The following is a 16,612-nucleotide window of genomic DNA, read 5'->3' as shown; positions in this document are numbered from 1 at the left end:
TGCCGTAAGGAAGTGTCGTGAGGTGACCGTTTCTGCAGCTCTGTGAATTGCTGATGGATCAATGGCATTCATTTGTGAACTCCCTGTATCAAATGAGAGCCGCCATTTTCGTTCTCAGGCGAAAGGGTGGCAGCTATGCGCAGGCTGAGAAACCGGAGATACAGGAACCCGGCAGACCCGAAGGTCTCCCACGCACAGCCGCCATTACACGTGGATGCGGACACTAAAACAGCGTCGGCAATCGTGGTTTGGGGCGCTGGTGCGCCTGCATCTTACGCGGGTTCTCAGGCCCGGTCGCTGAATTGACAGCGACGAACTGAACGGTAGCTTTGCGAGGGGCGAATGAGCAACGGTGGCTAGTAGTGGCTTGTCGTTACAACAGATTTCACAAGGCTTCGCGCCATGCATTTCGTCGATCTGTCCCTATAAACGTTTATGGTTTGTTTGTACGGCGTAGCCGTATAGTCAGGTTCATGTATACAATCATCGAAACGGAAATGTTCAAGCGCTATGCAGACGCCATATGGGTCGATGGTGAGCGCCATGAATTCATAAATTGGCTTGCTGCAAATCCTCTGGCTGGTGATGTCGTGCCTGGCAGTGGAGGTTTGCGCAAGGTGCGGTGGACTCGCAACGGCATGGGTAAGCGAGGCGGTACACGTGTCATTTATTACAACACGCTTTCTGAAGGCTCGATCTGGTTACTCATTGCCTACACCAAGGCAAAGTTTGACGATTTGCCCTTAGCCTTCCTTAAGCAACTGAAGGAGGAAATCAGCGATGGTCGATGAACTGGAGCAATTCCAGCAGGACTTGCTGGAATCTGTACGTCAGATGAAGGCTGGAAAGGCTGCACGCGTGACTCAAGTGCCGCTCTCTGCGGCAGCAGAAGCGCGTGCCAAAGTGGGCGTTTCTCAAAGTGCGTTCGCCAAACTGATCGGTGTGAGTCTGCGGACTTTGCAGGATTGGGAGCAGGGGCGCAGGCAGCCGACGGGTGCGGCTCAAACTCTCCTTAGGGTCGCCAGCCAGCATCCGGAAGCTTTGCGGGATCTGCATCCTGCTTGATACCACTTAAAACCTTTGGGCAGACTTCTGCTACAGAAAACAACGAAGCCCCTGCATTTCTGCAGAGGCTTCGTTTTGTATGGCGTCGGCACCAAAATCGTAAAAAAGAATTCAGGTTGCAACTCTCTATTAATTGAAAAACGTGGTCTGTCTCCAATTCTCCTCAGCTGTACCCCATGAGAGGAATCGTGATGTTCGAATATGCGTTGGAAGTTCACGAAGAGCCGGACAGTGTCTGGTTGTCCTGCGCAGAAATTCCAGAGATGCACGCCGTGGGCGCTGCCTGAATGACTCAAGAAGAGCTGAATACACACTCAGACTTCAGCAAGAGTAGTCCTGAGAAAGCTCAAAGCATCCTTGAAAACCTGATGCCATCTTTCAGAAGGCTCACTCATTAGTGGATGCCAAAAAAATCTGAACTCATGACCTCCATCGTCTTCTGCAAAATGCACCCAAGTATCAGGAAGGTCTTGGGCAACATGACACTCATGAAATGCCCATGTGTGTCCCGTTTCAATGGCACGCCATTCACCCAGATTTCGCCCTACCGCGGATTGAATCCCTGCTTCTTCTATCAGCTCTCGCACGGCAGCCAAATCGGTGGACTCACCTGGTTCCACACTGCCCTTGACCAGTTGTAGCCCTGCCAATGGATACTCAAATGCCAAGATCTCTAGCGTTTCACGGGCTCGCAGAACCACAGGACAAGATTTATCTGCTCTCATGCCGTCACACCTTTCCCTGTTTCAACTAATCCTTAGGCAAGTCGAGAAGCATAGAGGAAGCAAGCTGTCATCGAAACCGAGGGACGCGAGAGCCCCGTCAAGGCGTGTTAAGCGTCCGCGACCATGACGATGAAGTACGCACATTTCAGTCGTGGGCATTTGGCAGAGGTGGTGACGCTGAATCCATTGTCTGCTGTTCAAGCTGCAAGGAAGGGGATGCGGCGTTCAACAGAGAGCGTTGCTGCTGATCGTTTTTGTGGGTCTGCTGATTCGGTTGAGAAGGCGTCGGGGCTTAGTCTTGGTAGGTCACTGAATCATAAAAACTGAAAAATGGGGTGATGCAAGCAGCCCAAGATTTTCAAGGGTGGACATTTTTTGGGCATTTCGGCCAAAAAGGGACTTCGATTTTTCGCGAGTTTCCAAACCCCAGAAACCACAAAGCCCCGCATTGCGGGGCCTTGAGATATGGTGCGGCACCAGACGAACGGTATGCTTCAGGGAGGCTAGGTTTTCCGGGTGTTTGGATTTCGGTGGAAAATTTAGCGTGCCCAAACTAGTAACTATAAATAAATCAGCTAGTTATGGAGTCCTGTGGAATCGAACTGGGGATTTTTAAGGTCTCAGCACGTTGTCGGTCTCCAAGTAATCAGAGCCGTAGAACAGCAGCGTCAACGCTCGACATGAAGTTGCAAATGCCGGTCTACTCGGCAAACCGGCAGCCATTACGACCCCATACCGCTCAAGCGAGTCGCCAGGCTCCATTTGTCGTCATGCCGGCTGACCAGCACTTCGCGCACCGCGCCGCCCTCAAGCAAGGCGCACAGCGTTTCTTCTTGTAGGCCCTTTGCAGTCAATTGCAATTCTCCTGGAATCCGCTCGGTACTTTGAACGATGGGTTTTAGGACTCACCCAACCACTCCCAGTAGGCCAAGCCCAGAGCTTGGGTGGCGGCTTCGCCGCCTGGCACTCCCCGGCTTTTGAGCATTGAGACTTCCTGTTCGATCCAGTTCATCAAGGCTGTCCGCCCGTGCGGGCATTCGCCATAGCCTTCTTCCAAGGCGGCTGCAACATGTTGCAGCTGGTCTCTGTCCATGACTCAAGTCCTTCCGTCGTAATCACGATGAAGCCAGAAAGTACCACGCTGGTACGCCAATACCCCCAGATCTGGTTTCCAGCAGGCGCAAAAAAGCCCACCGATGTGGGCTTTTCTGTGGGGAGGCATTTAACGAATGTCCCATTATGCGACGAGCCATTCACCCCAATGTGATTTTCGCAGTAAGCACACACTGGTTGCCATGAAACTGCGCATCTTTCCAGCCGACGGACTTGACGCGGTCCTCGTACCAATCTTTAACAGAATCAACTACCCGCTCTTTTTTGGTGGTCGGGTTTTCTTGGTTGTACAAACCCAATACCTGAGCAGAGCTGATCACCTGTGTTGGTTCGTTGACGGAGCGATCCCGAGGATCGGGCGCTTGGAATGGTCTAGCCATGTGGTAACCCCCAAACCGGTACAACGTTTGTACCGAAAAAATACAGGACTTATTTCCTGATTAACTGAAATATATACAAGTGACCTTTGGTTTTCAATATGGACTAAGAAAATCTGACGTGGCTTTTTCGTTGCTCAGACGCCCGCCAAATCAGTTGCGCTGGGAATGGTGAGAGATCGAGCACCTATCTGATGCCGGCCAATAGACAACTGGACCAAGGACATCCCACAAAATAGCCACGTAATAAGGGTGAAAAACACCTGGAAGGATGAGGTTTCTGGAGACTCGCTACGTAACAATAAAACCGGTAACCCATTGATTTATAAGTTTTAAGCAGCTGCCTTGTAATCAGTAGGTTTCGCTTTAGTCGGTGACTCTGGTCCAGGACATCAGTCAGGCTCGTTCGCATAGACAAATAGCCGGAAGGCTGCTTTGGTCGGTTGCCTGCCTGCGCCTAGAGCTTGAATCGCCATGATTTTCCTAATCGAAAGGTGATCAGAAGCACGGTCAGTAAATAGCAATAGCGCGTCGATTCGGCGCGCTGGTTTACGTGACAGCTTAGAAACCATACGAGATGCTTACGCTGCCAAGTCCATGGATTATCTTTGTGCCAGTGATTAGAGATCTCCGTTTGAATGGTCTTTGCTTGGCGTAGATGGCGCTGGCGTGTGGCATGCGAGCCGGTCAGGACGCCCGCCAGCAACAAATCCATATCGAATGTTTTGCTCATGTTCGCCTTCCGATATAAGCCGCTACCACGTCGATGCGGCCGTGCCCCAGCTCATAGCTGATTTGTGCACGAGCCTTTTGATCGAGGTGTGGGGCGAGCTGATAGCACCTGCCACCGTTGATGGGTGCAAGGTGATTGGTGATTTGCTCGTAGCGTTCGCACGCATAGGCTGCCCGCAATTCGTGGAAGCCTTTAAGGTTGTGCGTACGGAGAATGTCCCGTGCCGGACGGACGACTCCCCGTTGGAAGTCGAGGTAGCTTTCGTTCTGTGCGAGTAGGTTGCGGCTACCGTCGAGCGAGACCCGTTCGGCAAGCCTCAGCGCCTCCTTAATGTCATCATCCACCGCAATCCAGCGAGGCGCGGACGCTCCTGATCGGCCTCCCTTGGTACCGTCCTGAACATTGATTTTGCCGAGTTGATCGGCTTCTCGCTTCAGGCGCGGAAGATCAGCCAAAATGGCCTCGCGTAAGCGCATGCCCGTAGCTCGGGCCAGCGCTATGATGGCAGCCGCACGCGGCAATTGGCGTTCGTAAAGTGCGGTGGCGATTACTCACCTGCTCACGATCCTGGCCTTGTGGGGCTCTGATGCGGACGCTAGTACGTTGCATACCTAACGCCTTGCTCGGACTTGGAGTCTTTACATACTGATCACCGCGAAGCGCGGCCATGGTGCGGTTCACGCTGGACAACCGGTTTTGCGCAGTCGCGATGGTTAACTTGCCCCGTTCTACTTGTTCACGCAGATGGCTCGCATAGTCGAGTAAGGTCTGCCGATCAATTTGCCGCGCATCGTTAAACCCCGGCCCTTCATCCGATCGGCACCAGCGCACAAATGCCTGCCACCGATCACTGTGTGCCGTGACCGTGCCGTAATGTCCGCCTCCAAACAGATCGCGCAACGCCTGCGGACCGGCATAACTCAGTTGTCGTCCATAGCCAAAGTTCCGCCCGTCCCGTCTACCTACCAGTGCCATGATAAAACTCCTCTCGAAGCCAAACCTTTGAGACTTTCCCCACGTCATCCCGCCAAGAATGTTTAGTGTTATCAGGGATCAAGGCCCCTGCGACCTGTGAGGGTTGTCCACAAACGCGGGACTGGCGGCTCTCCACGACCGGGATCTTGGGCATCTCATGATCTGGCCTCCTGAACACCTCTGAAGAAGTGGGCGGGTGGAGGCTGCACTGGGTGACGAGACCGATGCCGCGAGATCCTGAGTCGGGTGAAGGCTGTGATGCGATGACAGGGGCATGCCTGACTGTCAGTCAGGTGCAGTCCATTCCGTAGACTGCGGCACCATCATCTGCATCGCTGTTGCTGGTGACTTCGGTGTTTGTCACGCCGATTGTCGCGAGGGGAAATGCCGCAAAGCCTTGTACGAGGTGGGCTGCAGCAGTGGTAGGAGCGCCCGTCTCTTTCCGGGAGAAAGAGACGGGCGCAGGTTGGCGCACGGGAATGGCCAAGCGGATAGGTTGGCTGCAGGGCAGCTATGAAAGGGGATGAGTTGACGCAGTGGGCACACTGGTAAAAGTGGCATCCATCACATCGCTGTGACCGTGCGATCCGCCGCACGCTAATCGCACTTTGGGAGAACCACCACGGTGTGGCGTACCCTTAAAGGTTCTGGCTACCTGAGTTGCTGTCAACGACAGCGCTTTGCCCGATCTTTTCTATGTCTGTGGATAGTTCGTCATCTTGATGGAGGAGTGACGTTCGCCCCGAACTGGCTCACTTACATGATTGCGTTAACTGCACGGCAGAAATGCCGTACTGAATCAAAATCAGCCTGCAGCCTAACTCCCCTCAATCAAAGCCCGCTCTTCCAACCAGATCTCTTGAACAAACTGATCTGTAATCGCGTAGATCCCATGCCCGCGTCGCATGATGATGTTCTCGGCAACCAGTGCAATTACCACCGGTTGAATCTCTTCGACCCGCACCTCTCGCCCGACTGACTTTGAATACTCAGCCGCTGCGTCAGTGGAGAAAATTCCGCGAGCATCGCCTTCTGTAGAGGCGATCTTGTTGAAAACGGCTTGAGCCAGACTACCCAGTTGCTCGACTTTTTCCAGCTCGATGCTCGCCGCGGCCGAGCGTAATGTGCTGGCTATTACGGGTAGGAAAACATCGGGCTCGCCCTCTTGCTGCAAGAGTTGGCGTAGGGCCTTCAACATTTCTTCAGGGCGATTTCCCAAAGTGTTGAACGCTTCGACAGCGGCTTCGAGGGACGGCAACTTGTCCTTCTTCACTGTCATTGCGAGTCGGTTGAGCAGGAATTCAACGTAATCGCCTTTCAGCAATGGATAGGCTGCTGACGTGGCTCCGGAAAAGGCGTGGTTGCGTTTGGCGGTCAGTTCGCTGACTTGTGCTCTGTGCGAACCTGTTCCGATAAATAGAAAGTATCCCGGCGTTTTCGGGCGAGGGTTGATTGCATCGCGGGCGGCTTTGAGTGCCAGGAGCAGCTGATTGCCGTCGTCTGAGGAAATGGCGTGCTGCACCTCGTCAATGATCAACACCAGATCAGTCTTGGCTTGATCTACGACTTCGGTGAGTGCTTGCGCCAGTGTTGGACCGTCGACGTTGCCAATGCTGTCGAGTTTGAAGCCGAACTTGAATCCAGCGGCGCCGATTTCAACATTGCTGACTCGCTTGAATGTTTCCAAGGCAGAGGAGCCCGGCGTTTGCAGATCTTTCAGGGTTTCCCGGATGGCGTTGTGCACAAGCGTTGCCGGGTTGGCCAGAGTGTCACTCCATAAGTCGACGTAGATGACCAAAGCACCTGCTTCTTCCAAGGCCGGGATAAGGTCATTTCTCAGGAAAGTCGTTTTACCTGTGCGACGCAGGCCAGATAGAAATAGACCTGAGCGCAGACCTTCGTCGAGCACACCTGGATTGAGAAGCTGATTAGCCATTGACTCGGCCAGTTCTGGGCGCTGAAAAATGCTGCTCATACGATTACACCTTTTTATGTGTACACCATAATTATTGCTATTTCATAATTTAGCATAAAGATGGAAATGTGAACCGTTGGTTCAAAGTCCGCGCTTTCGAAGTGTGTAAGAGGAAGTGTGGCTAATCGCGCGAAGTGCGAGGGGAGAAGCTATTTTCACCGAGGGTAAAACTGCCAGGAATATAAACACCCCAGAAACAACAAAGCCCCTGCATTTCTGCAGGGGCTTCGTTTTGTATGGTGCCGGCACCAGGAGTCGAACCCGGGACCTACTGATTACAAGTCAGTTGCTCTACCAACTGAGCTATACCGGCGTTGTGGGCGACGATTATAGCGATTGGGAAGATCCTGTAAACCCCTGAATTCGAACTATTTTTGCATCGCGGCAAATTAAGCCCTGCGCAGTGCGCAACGTAGGCTTTGCGCCTGACGCACGATAGGGCTGTTTGGCAGAGCGCACATTGAGTTTCGGCTTTCTCGAGCGCCGCAATTATTCGTTTGGTGGCCCATTATTCGGCGGTTATGTCGTTTTGATTGGCAGCTTATGCACAACTGAAAGGCACGAAATCGGACTCAGGCGGGGTTTTGTGAACCCATTCTCATTTTGTTCGCAAATCCCTGTTTTACAGGTTTTTTATTCATGTGAACAAAAAATGACCAATGCTGTTAAGGCCTCGAAACAGGCGCAGATATTGGATCCATGCGAAAACCATCAACAGAGTTATCCACAGGCTGTGATGTTTTAAACGCGTTCGGCCAGTAGCAGCAAATTACGCGGAGTCAGCGGGGTGTCGCAGAAGGTGCCTAGGCGGACGGTGTAGCCCTGTTCTTCAAGGAAAAGCGCTCGATCCAGATTCAGCCAAAGCTCGAGCGGCCGTCGGAACAATCCGCGAAGTAATTCCAGATTGCGAACTTCGGCCAACCGCTGCCAACCGGCCGCTTCGAGTGCGGGCCAATCTGGCGAGCCGATTGTGGATAACTCTTTGAGCACAGCCAGATCACGACAGTAATCAGCGAACGGTTTTTCCAGCCAGGCGCTGGGCAGGGAGGGTGTTGGCAAGTATTCGTCGACGCCGCGCACTTGCCGTTGCAGTAGGTCAAAGGCCAAACGACGGGCCATCGAGGTGTCACGCTGGCGTCGGATTCGTGCACCGGCGGTGACGGTTTCGCTCATCGGCAGCGCCAGATCTTCCAGCGAGAGCTGTAGGAACGTTCTCGATCCAGCCGAGGACAATGGCTGATATTCGCTGCGACTGATGCGGTTGTAGCAGCAAGGCGCAATTGCCATTTGCTGGCAACCCACAGCACTGGCCAGTTGCATCAATCGCACATGCAGGTCACCGCAGGCGTGAAGGGCGACGGGCGTGTGATTCGCGCTCAATACAGCAGAGGCGTCCGCCGCCAGGACATCCTGTTCCACATGCAAAGCGTGCAAGTGATGACGCTGACTCAAGGCCTGACCGCTGGCGACCAACAGAGGGTCGTATTCAACGCAAGTCAGTTGCTGCCCCGCGGCCAACAAGCGTCGCCCCAAATGCCCCTTGCCCGAACACCAATCCAGCCAATGCGTAGGCTGCGAGGCAAAGGACAAACAACTGGCAAACGCCTCGATCTGCTGCCACTTACGCCCCGGCACATCGACATTCAATCGATGCCCCGCAGCCTCCAGCGCATGTCCCGGCAACTCGCCAATCGAGCTCAACTCAGCCGACATCGCCGCCAATGAAGCGAACGGCTCCGGCGCAACGGCAAGATCAGCAGGTTGGTTGTGAGCGCTTTCCGCGTCTTCCAGTGAGCGCCCACGCAGCCAAGAGGCCAGCTCCGGGTAGGATTCTTCCCAAGGAAGATGTAGATGAGTGAACGGTCGAGGTTTCCACAGCGCCTGATGCTCAATCAAAAAAGCATCCAGCGCTGTGAAGCGGGCGAGTAAGTCCTCGCCCGTCAGCACGTAGGAAGAATCAACGCCCTTGGCAGGCATCGACGCGCAGCCAGCGCTCCAGCAGCTTGAAGCCGCGTACCAGCACGTAAGCCATCAGCAGATAGAACACGCCCGCCGCGAAGAAGATCTCCACCGGCAAGTAGGTGCGGGCAATGATCGTACGCGCCATGCCGGTCAGTTCCAGCAGAGTCACGGTGCTGGCCAGCGCACTGGCCTTGAGCATCAGGATCACTTCGTTGCTGTACGCCGGCAGGCCGATGCGCGCGGCACGCGGGAGGATGATGTAGAACATCGCTTTCGGCTTGGACATGCCCAAGGCCCGCGCCGCTTCGATCTCACCCGGCGGAATCGCCTGAATCGCCCCGCGCAGGATCTCGGCGATGTACGCCGCCGTGTGCAGTGTCATGGTCACCGTGGCACACCAGAACGGATCGCGCAGGTACGGCCACAACGCGCTTTCACGCACCGCGTCGAACTGCGCCAGGCCGTAGTAGACCAGGAACAGCTGAACCAGCAACGGCGTGCCACGGAAAAAGAAGATGTAAGCGTAAGGCAGCGAGCGTACGTACCACAGCTTCGAAGAGCGGGCGATGCCCAGCGGAATCGCCAGCAGCAGACCGGCGATTACCGCGATGGCGACCAGTTCCAGGGTCAGGGTCGCGCCCTGTGCCAGTTTCGGCAGCCATTTGATGATGACTTCCCAGTTCATTAAGCGCTCCTCGCAAAGCCGCGAGCGGCGCGTTTTTCCAGGAAGTGCATGCCGGTCATCGCCAGCACGGTCAGGCCCAGGTACATGATCGCGGCGACCATATAGAAGGTGAATGGTTGTTTCGACACGGTCACGCCGATTTGCGCGTGACGCATGATTTCTTCCAGACCGATCACCGAGACCAGCGCGGTGTCTTTCATCAGGATCATGAACAGATTGCCCAGACCGGGCAGGGCGATACGCCACATCTGCGGCATGATCAACCGGGTGAAGATCCGCCATTTCGACAGGCCCAGGGCCTGGCCGGCCTCACGGTGGCCTTTGGGAATGGCGAGGATCGCACCACGGAACACTTCCGTGGCGTAGGCGCCGAAGCACAGGCCCAGAGCGATCACACCGGCGGCGAAGGCGTTGAGTTGCAGGTCGGGGTTGCCGAAAAACTCACCGAGGGCGCGCATCAGGTTGACCGTACCGAAGTAGATCAACAGCACCCAGAGCAATTCCGGGACGCCACGCACGAGGGTCGAATAAGTGCCGCCAAGCCATTGCAGCGGCTTGTACGGGGAAGTCTTGGCCAAGGCACCGAGCAGGCCGAGCACCAGTCCCAGACACAGGGCGGTGAGGGCCAGTTGGACGGTCATCAGCGCGCCGGCAGCGAGGGCCGGGCCGAATCCGTAGAGGTCGATAATCATGGGTTTCTGTTCAAATTGCGGCAGGCAAAGTCGGGAGCCGGCGCCGTTCAATCACGGCGCCAGTCCCACAGGTCAGGATCAGTAGATGCTGAACGGGAAGTACTTGTCGTTGATCTTCTTGTAGGTACCGTCGGCGACGATTTCCTTCAGCGCGGCGTTGAGTTTCTCACGCAGGGGATCGCCTTTACGCACCGCGATGCCAATCTTGTCGCTTTCTACGACCGGGTCGCCTTTGAACTCGTAGTTCTTGCCCGCGTCGCTTTTCAGCCAGTCATAGTTGGCGTACTTGTCGGCGAGAATCGCGTCGACGCGACCGGACGTCAGGTCGAGGTAAGCGTTTTCCTGGGTGTCGTAGAGGCTGACCTTGATGTCATCGGCGTAGGTGTCTTCCAGCCAGGTACCGGCCAGGGTCGCGCGCTGGGTACCGATGGTCTTGCCTTTCAGCGAGTCCTTGTCGGTTTTGAAGTCGACATTTTTCGGTGCGATGAACTGCAGCTTGTTCGAGTAGTACGGGTTGGTGAAGTCCACCGCGCCCTTGCGCTCTTCGGTGATCGACAGCGAGGAGATCAGGAAGTCGAACTTCTTCGCGTTCAGGGCCGGAATGATGCCGTCCCAGTCGGAAGTGACCACGGTGCACTCGACTTTCATCTTCGCGCACAGAGCGTCGCCGATGTCTTTGTCGAAGCCGACCACATTGCCGCTGGCGTCTTTGTTGTTGAACGGCGGGTAAGCCGCTTCGATGCCCATCTTCAGGGTTTCAGCCATGGCACCGGCGCTGAACGCAAGGGTGACGGCTGCGGCCAGGAAGACCTTCTTGAAATTCTGCATGCATGTTGCTCCGTTAGCGGTTGCTGGACATGAATTGTTTGCAGCGCGCCGAAAGCGGGTTTTCGAACACCTGCTGAGGCGATCCTTGCTCTTCTATAAGGCCCTGATGAAGGAACACCACTTCGCTAGAGACCTGACGGGCGAAACCCATTTCGTGGGTCACAAGCAGCATGGTACGGCCTTCTTCGGCCAGTGCGCGGATGACACTAAGTACTTCCTGAACCATTTCCGGGTCAAGCGCCGAGGTGGGCTCGTCGAACAGGATAACCTTCGGTTGCATCGCCAGCGTGCGGGCGATTGCTGCGCGCTGTTGCTGACCACCGGACAATTGCGCCGGATAGGCGTGGCGCTTGTCGGCGATGCCGACCTTGGCCAGCAGCGCTTCGGCGACTTCGATCGCCTCCGCTTTGCTCTGGCCGAGCACGCGACGCGGCGCCTCGATGATGTTGTCGAGGATGCTCATGTGCGGCCACAGATTAAAGTTTTGAAACACAAAACCAATCTCGGAGCGCAGGCGGTTGATCTGTTTGCCGTCGGCGGCAACCAGTTCGCCATTTTTGGCGGCCTTGAGCTTGAGTTCTTCACCGGCCACCAGAATCTGGCCCTGGTGCGGGTTTTCCAGCAGGTTGATGCAACGCAGGAACGTGGACTTGCCGGAACCGGAGGAACCGAGGATCGAGATCACATCGCCGTCGCGGGCGGTCAGCGAGATGCCTTTGAGCACCTCAAGCTGTCCGTAGCGTTTGTGCAAGTTGCGGATTTCAAGCGCGGGCGTGGCCTCAGCCATGTGCGTTCCTCATATATGTTGCGCTCCTGCTGTTGGATGGCCTTCCTGGCGAGGCGGCCAAGCTAGCATAGCGTTTCAATGGCAGCCAACAGCGCTGCGAGCGGTTAACGGGTGGCATGTGGCAGGTTGTCGCATCGGCGCAGCAGACTGTCGCCCCATCAACAACCGAACGGGTGTTTGATCGTGCAAACCCGTGGGTGTCGCGTAAAAAAAGGCGCGATGTTGCCAGCTTTGGCGGGGTGTTGGAAGCGCTATCCGGCCGAACGTTCCTGATTCGCCCTTTTATTGTGCATCCCACACTTTTTCAGTGTGTTTCTGGTGCGCGAATTCGTCCTGAAAGTGAGTCGCAGGGTAACGCTCTGGCGAATCGCCATTAATCTCAAGGACTTGCGATGACTGTCCGGTCGCGCGCAAAGCCCCGAGCCAGAAGACTTTGAAACATTTTGGCGCATTTATTGCGTGCAGAATCCGGAACGCCCTGTTGGTTTCTTTTTACGAGAAAGAACACGCCAGACAGGACGGACTGAATCGCTTTCCTCGCAAAGGTAGTTTCGATGAGCAGTACCCCAAGCTCCAATGGCCTCGAACAGGGGCTCAAACCGCGTCATGTGACCATGTTGTCGATCGCCGGTGTAATCGGCGCCGGTCTGTTCGTTGGCTCCGGCCACGCCATCGCTGCCGCCGGCCCTGCCGTGCTGCTGGCTTATGCCGCCGCCGGTACCCTGGTGGTGTTGGTGATGCGCATGCTCGGCGAAATGGCTGTTGCCTCGCCGGACACCGGTTCGTTCTCGACTTACGCCGACCGGGCCATTGGGCACTGGGCCGGTTTCACCATCGGTTGGCTGTACTGGTGGTTCTGGGTCCTGGTGATTCCACTGGAAGCCAACGCCGCCGCAACCATCCTGCACGCATGGTTCCCTGATGTCGGCATCTGGGCGTTCGCGCTGGTCATCACCCTGTTGTTGACTGTCACCAACCTGTTCAGCGTAAAGAATTACGGCGAGTTCGAATTCTGGTTTGCCCTGATCAAAGTGCTGGCGATCATCGGCTTCATCATCCTCGGTCTGGCGGCGATCTTCGGCTACCTGCCGAACAGCCAGGTCAGCGGTGTGTCGCACCTGTTCGACAGCGGCGGTTTCCTGCCAAACGGCATGGGCGCGGTACTGGGTGCAATCCTGACTACCATGTTCTCCTTCATGGGTACCGAAATCGTGACCATCGCGGCCGCGGAATCGAAGAACCCGGGCAAGCAAATCTCCAAGGCCACCAACTCGGTGATCTGGCGGATCGGCTTGTTCTACCTCGTATCGATCTTCATCGTTGTGGCCTTGGTGCCTTGGAACGATCCAACGCTGGCCAACCTCGGTTCCTACCAGACCGTGCTTGAGCGCATGGGCATCCCTAACGCCAAGATGATCGTCGACATCGTGGTTCTGGTCGCCGTGACCAGCTGCCTGAACTCGGCGCTGTACACCTCGTCGCGCATGCTCTTCTCCCTCGGCAAGCGTGGCGATGCACCGGCCATGGCGACTCGGGTGAACAAAAGCGGCACGCCTTACTGGGCGGTAATGCTGTCCACCGGCGCAGCGTTCCTCTGCACCTTCGCCAACTACGTAGCCCCGGCCGCCGTGTTCGAATTCCTGCTGGCCAGTTCCGGCGCGATCGCCCTGCTGGTGTACCTGGTGATCGCCTTCTCGCAACTGCGTATGCGCAAACAGCGCATGGCACGCGGCGAGAAAATCGTCTTCAGCATGTGGCTGTTCCCGGGCCTGACCTACGCGGTGATCATCTTCATCGTCGCGGCCCTGACCATCATGTTGTTCCAGGAAGCGCACCGCGTTGAGATCCTCGCGACTGGCCTGCTGAGTCTGATGGTGGTGGCAACCGGTTTGCTGGTGGCACGCCGTCGCAAGCTGGAAAAACGTGGCGCGGTGGTGTTGAACTGACCTGCAACGCGTAATGCAAAACGGCCGCTGTCAGTGATGACGAGCGGCCGTTTTTGTTTGTGAGCGATGTTTATTCGCTCTTGTCTTCCTGTGCTTCCACCGACTTGCCATAAGCATCCAGCGCCACCCCGAAATCGGTGATGAACTGTGGCTCGCTCAGCCAGGCCTGGGCCTCTTCGATCGTTACGCCTTCGGCCCACATGCGGTAGTCGATCAACATGTCGGCGGCCAGGTGGGTGGCGGCCATGCCTTCGTTGTCGGCGTTTTCCATGTCCAGCAGCTCTGGATGGTCAACGATGACGAACGCCAGTTCGCGCAGCAGGGTCAGCAGCATTTCGTTGCGGCTGACGGCTTCGGCGTCGCGCATTTTGCTGAACATCGCCAGGGTGTATTCCGGGATTGGCTCGGCGAGGTGGTCGAGGTCTTCGTCCTGTTCCAGCGGCTTGCGGCCGACCATACGGATTTGCTTGGCTTTGGCCTTGGCGCGTTTGGCGCGTTTCTGTTGCTTGTTCAGGGATGCCATGGGAACTCAGTTCTTCTGTTGGGTTTGCGCGGCGATCGCGTCGGACGCCGCCACATAGTCGGCCTGGAAGGCCGGGGATTCGATCCATGCCAGCGCGCCGGCCTCGTCGGTTTCCTGCGACCACTGGCGGTACTCGATCAGTGCGGCGAGGATGAAATCCATCGCGCCTTCTTCGCCTTCCTGCTCGTAGACCAGTTCCAGCAGCGGGTCTTCGAGGAATGCACTGCACAGCGCCTGTTGGCTGATCTTCTCGGCGTCGATCATTTTCTTGAACAGTTCGGTCAGGTCCACCGATTCGAAGTCGATGCGGTCGTCGTTCGGGTCCAGTTCGACCGGCGCTTCGGCGCGTTTGGTGCGGTTCTGCTTGGCCTTGGCTTTGGCCCGGGTGGCGCGTTTTTGCTGCTTGTTGGCGGAGGCCATGATGTGTTCCGTCGTGCGTTGAGAGGGGCTCAGCTGCGCGGGACTAGCCGCCCGGGGGTATCAGGGGCCAGTGCGCCGGTTTGCAGCCAGGTCAGAGCGATGGGCCATAGTGTGGCTTGGTATGCGCTGCGAAAAAAGGCGAAATGTCCGACTTGTTGTTCTCCGATGTCCTGAGGCTCGATGCGCAGGTGGGTTTTTCCAGCGTTGCTGAAGTAGTCGAGCAGGCGTTCGATGGCTGGAATCGTGCCGTAGGGATCGTCGCTGATGCTGATGGCCAAGGTCTGCGCACGGACATTGGCGAAGGGCAATTTTGCATTTTTTGCCAACATCCTGCGGCCACTGGGACGCCGTTCATAATGGGCGGCAGGCGTGCTCCAGTCGCGCACTACACCGGCCGGCGTATCTTCCAGCCAGCCAAGACGTTTGCCCGGGAAGTAACCGCAGACCAGCGTCAGCAGTGGCATCAACACATGCCATTTACCGAACATTCGCCAGCGCTGTTCGGGCGCGTAATCGCGCCAGTAGGCGAACTGCGCACCGACGGTGACCAGCCGTCGGATAACCTGACCCGACTCACCGAGGCCAGCGGCGCAGCCACCAAAACTGTGGCCGACCACATCGATCGGCTGACCGGGAAACTCCCGTTGTGCGCGTTTGAGCATCGCTTCGAAATCCTGCGAGCCCCAATCTGTCCACGAGGCCTCAAGGCCTTTCATTGAGTCGGGTCTAGATTCGCCGATACCACGGTAGTCGAAGATGATTACGTCGAAACCATTGGCGAACAGATAGGCCGCGAAACGCGAGTAATGGCGACAGCGCACTGACGTGGCGGCGTTGATGATCACCACCGGGCGCTGAAGGTCGGGCAGGGCATGACGCCAGGTGAAACCGCCAAGGACAGAACCGTCGGCGGCTGTTTCCTTGAAGGGTTCACTTTGTAACTCGGCAGCCAATCGCAGCTTGCGCTGCACAGCTGGCAATGGAGGCGTGTCCTGAAAACTCATGGCGCTTGACCTTCGCGGGTTGCTGCCCACAATAGTCTCAGCGCATCCAGCGGACAATCCGCAGCGTTTATTCAGTGGACTCGGTGAGCAAGCGTTCCTCGATCAATGCTTGCTCTCTTTGCAGCTCCGCTCGCAGTTCTTCCACACTTGGCAGCACCGTTTTATAGCTGCTGGCAAACAGTTGCTCACTGCCTTTGAGTATTGAGTAGCGCGCGACGGCCTCGTTGTCCTGTGAACACAGAATGATCCCGACAGTGGGTTTGTCGCCTTCACTGCGTTTGAGTTCGTCGTACATGCGCACGTACATGTCCATCTGTCCGACATCACGCGCACTGAGCTGGCCGCGTTTGAGATCAATGATCACGAAGCATTTGAGCAGGTAGTTGTAAAACACCAGATCGATGTACAGATCCGAGCCACCGGCGCTGATGCGTTGTTGTCGAGCCACAAAAGAGAAACCCTTGCCCAGTTCCAGCAGGAAGCTCTGCAGGTGATCGATGAGCGCTTGCTCAAGTCCGGTTTCGTTGACCTTGCCAGGCGATGGCAGGCCGAGAAACTCGAGAATGACGGGGTCGCGAATGAACTCGCGTGGATTGCAGTTCAGGGCAGCGATGTTGTGCCGTGCCTGACGAATCAGTTCGCCCAGATCACCCAGCAACGAATCGATTTTCGGGTCTTGCAGGTCAGCAGGTTTCAGCTGGCTCATCGAATTTTCCGCATCATTGAAAACAGAAGAGCCAGCATGCCGAGAACCGCTTGCAAAGGATGTCGGCCGAGCCTGCGAAGCCAGCAGGAAGATGGG

At 56.3% G+C, this 16,612-nt stretch carries 17 protein-coding genes, 1 tRNA gene and 2 pseudogenes; 3 read left to right on the top strand and 17 right to left on the bottom strand.

Annotated elements, in window-relative coordinates; genetic code table 11:
- Positions 1-473: 473 nt before the first annotated feature.
- Both GTU76_RS12345 and GTU76_RS12340 read left to right on the top strand, forming a co-directional pair.
- The gene (locus GTU76_RS12345; RefSeq protein WP_026000690.1) at positions 474-791 is read left to right on the top strand and encodes a hypothetical protein; all 318 of its coding nucleotides are present in this window, start codon (positions 474-476) and stop codon (positions 789-791) included.
- On the top strand, positions 781-1,065 hold the full coding sequence (locus GTU76_RS12340; RefSeq protein WP_016986316.1) for a helix-turn-helix domain-containing protein: 285 nt from the start codon (positions 781-783) through the stop codon (positions 1,063-1,065). The genes GTU76_RS12345 and GTU76_RS12340 overlap by 11 nt, the downstream gene beginning before the upstream one ends.
- A 314-nt stretch (positions 1,066-1,379) precedes the next feature.
- Here the strand turns inward: GTU76_RS12340 and GTU76_RS12330 are convergent, their stop codons facing one another.
- From GTU76_RS12330 to GTU76_RS12275, 13 genes and pseudogenes are all read right to left on the bottom strand, one after another.
- On the bottom strand, positions 1,380-1,790 hold the full coding sequence (locus GTU76_RS12330) for an NUDIX hydrolase (RefSeq protein ID WP_016986318.1): 411 nt from the start codon (positions 1,788-1,790) through the stop codon (positions 1,380-1,382).
- A 722-nt stretch (positions 1,791-2,512) separates the two neighbouring features.
- Positions 2,513-2,644, bottom strand: a complete 132-nt coding sequence (locus GTU76_RS30270; RefSeq protein ID WP_281368061.1) for a hypothetical protein — start codon at positions 2,642-2,644, stop codon at positions 2,513-2,515.
- Positions 2,645-2,688: 44 nt separating this feature from the next.
- Entirely contained in the window at positions 2,689-2,883 is a 195-nt protein-coding gene (locus tag GTU76_RS12325) for a hypothetical protein (RefSeq protein WP_016986319.1), read from the bottom strand.
- Between the two features lie 160 nt (positions 2,884-3,043).
- Complete coding sequence (locus GTU76_RS12320) at positions 3,044-3,283, bottom strand: hypothetical protein (RefSeq protein WP_157786328.1); 240 nt, start codon at positions 3,281-3,283, stop codon at positions 3,044-3,046.
- Positions 3,284-3,737: 454 nt separating this feature from the next.
- Positions 3,738-4,013: a hypothetical protein gene (locus tag GTU76_RS12315; RefSeq protein ID WP_080587510.1), complete on the bottom strand. Its 276-nt coding sequence runs from the start codon at positions 4,011-4,013 to the stop codon at positions 3,738-3,740.
- A pseudogene (locus GTU76_RS12310) lies at positions 4,010-4,988 on the bottom strand (integrase domain-containing protein). The gene GTU76_RS12315 and the pseudogene GTU76_RS12310 overlap by 4 nt, the downstream one beginning before the upstream one ends.
- Positions 4,989-5,805: 817 nt before the next feature.
- Complete coding sequence (locus GTU76_RS12305; protein ID WP_016986322.1) at positions 5,806-6,963, bottom strand: AAA family ATPase; 1,158 nt, start codon at positions 6,961-6,963, stop codon at positions 5,806-5,808.
- A gap of 237 nt (positions 6,964-7,200) precedes the next feature.
- Positions 7,201-7,276: transfer RNA gene (locus tag GTU76_RS12300), tRNA-Thr, on the bottom strand.
- Between the two features lie 428 nt (positions 7,277-7,704).
- Positions 7,705-8,940, bottom strand: coding sequence for a methyltransferase (locus tag GTU76_RS12295; protein WP_180698712.1), 1,236 nt, complete (start codon positions 8,938-8,940; stop codon positions 7,705-7,707).
- Positions 8,921-9,610 (bottom strand): ABC transporter permease, encoded by a 690-nt coding sequence (locus GTU76_RS12290; RefSeq protein ID WP_007909164.1) that lies wholly within the window; start codon positions 9,608-9,610, stop codon positions 8,921-8,923. The genes GTU76_RS12295 and GTU76_RS12290 overlap by 20 nt, the downstream gene beginning before the upstream one ends.
- On the bottom strand, positions 9,610-10,302 hold the full coding sequence (locus GTU76_RS12285; RefSeq protein ID WP_007909165.1) for an ABC transporter permease: 693 nt from the start codon (positions 10,300-10,302) through the stop codon (positions 9,610-9,612). The genes GTU76_RS12290 and GTU76_RS12285 overlap by 1 nt, the downstream gene beginning before the upstream one ends.
- A 78-nt stretch (positions 10,303-10,380) precedes the next feature.
- Positions 10,381-11,130, bottom strand: a complete 750-nt coding sequence (locus GTU76_RS12280) for an ABC transporter substrate-binding protein (RefSeq protein WP_007909166.1) — start codon at positions 11,128-11,130, stop codon at positions 10,381-10,383.
- A 13-nt stretch (positions 11,131-11,143) separates the two neighbouring features.
- Complete coding sequence (locus tag GTU76_RS12275) at positions 11,144-11,917, bottom strand: ABC transporter ATP-binding protein (RefSeq protein WP_007909167.1); 774 nt, start codon at positions 11,915-11,917, stop codon at positions 11,144-11,146.
- A gap of 554 nt (positions 11,918-12,471) precedes the next feature.
- Here GTU76_RS12275 and gabP point away from each other — a divergent pair.
- Entirely contained in the window at positions 12,472-13,863 is a 1,392-nt protein-coding gene (gene gabP / locus GTU76_RS12270; RefSeq protein WP_180698711.1) for a GABA permease, read from the top strand.
- Between the two features lie 70 nt (positions 13,864-13,933).
- On the opposite strand, the gene GTU76_RS12265 is transcribed toward gabP, so the two are convergent.
- From GTU76_RS12265 to GTU76_RS12250, 4 genes and pseudogenes are all read right to left on the bottom strand, one after another.
- Entirely contained in the window at positions 13,934-14,386 is a 453-nt protein-coding gene (locus tag GTU76_RS12265) for a hypothetical protein (RefSeq protein ID WP_180698710.1), read from the bottom strand.
- 6 nt (positions 14,387-14,392) lie between these two features.
- A complete protein-coding gene (locus GTU76_RS12260) occupies positions 14,393-14,806 on the bottom strand; it encodes a hypothetical protein (protein ID WP_016986326.1) in 414 nt (137 codons plus the stop codon).
- A 29-nt stretch (positions 14,807-14,835) separates the two neighbouring features.
- Positions 14,836-15,810, bottom strand: a complete 975-nt coding sequence (locus GTU76_RS12255; RefSeq protein ID WP_180698709.1) for an alpha/beta hydrolase family protein — start codon at positions 15,808-15,810, stop codon at positions 14,836-14,838.
- A 67-nt stretch (positions 15,811-15,877) separates the two neighbouring features.
- Positions 15,878-16,435, bottom strand: a pseudogene (locus GTU76_RS12250) (PDDEXK nuclease domain-containing protein); the annotation flags it as partial.
- Positions 16,436-16,612 lie beyond the last annotated feature (177 nt).

This window comes from Pseudomonas crudilactis (genome assembly GCF_013433315.1).
GTDB classification, from domain to species: Bacteria; Pseudomonadota; Gammaproteobacteria; order Pseudomonadales; family Pseudomonadaceae; genus Aquipseudomonas; species Aquipseudomonas crudilactis.
Note: the sequence above shows the minus strand (reverse complement) of the source record. Positions and strands in the feature narration are given on the sequence as shown.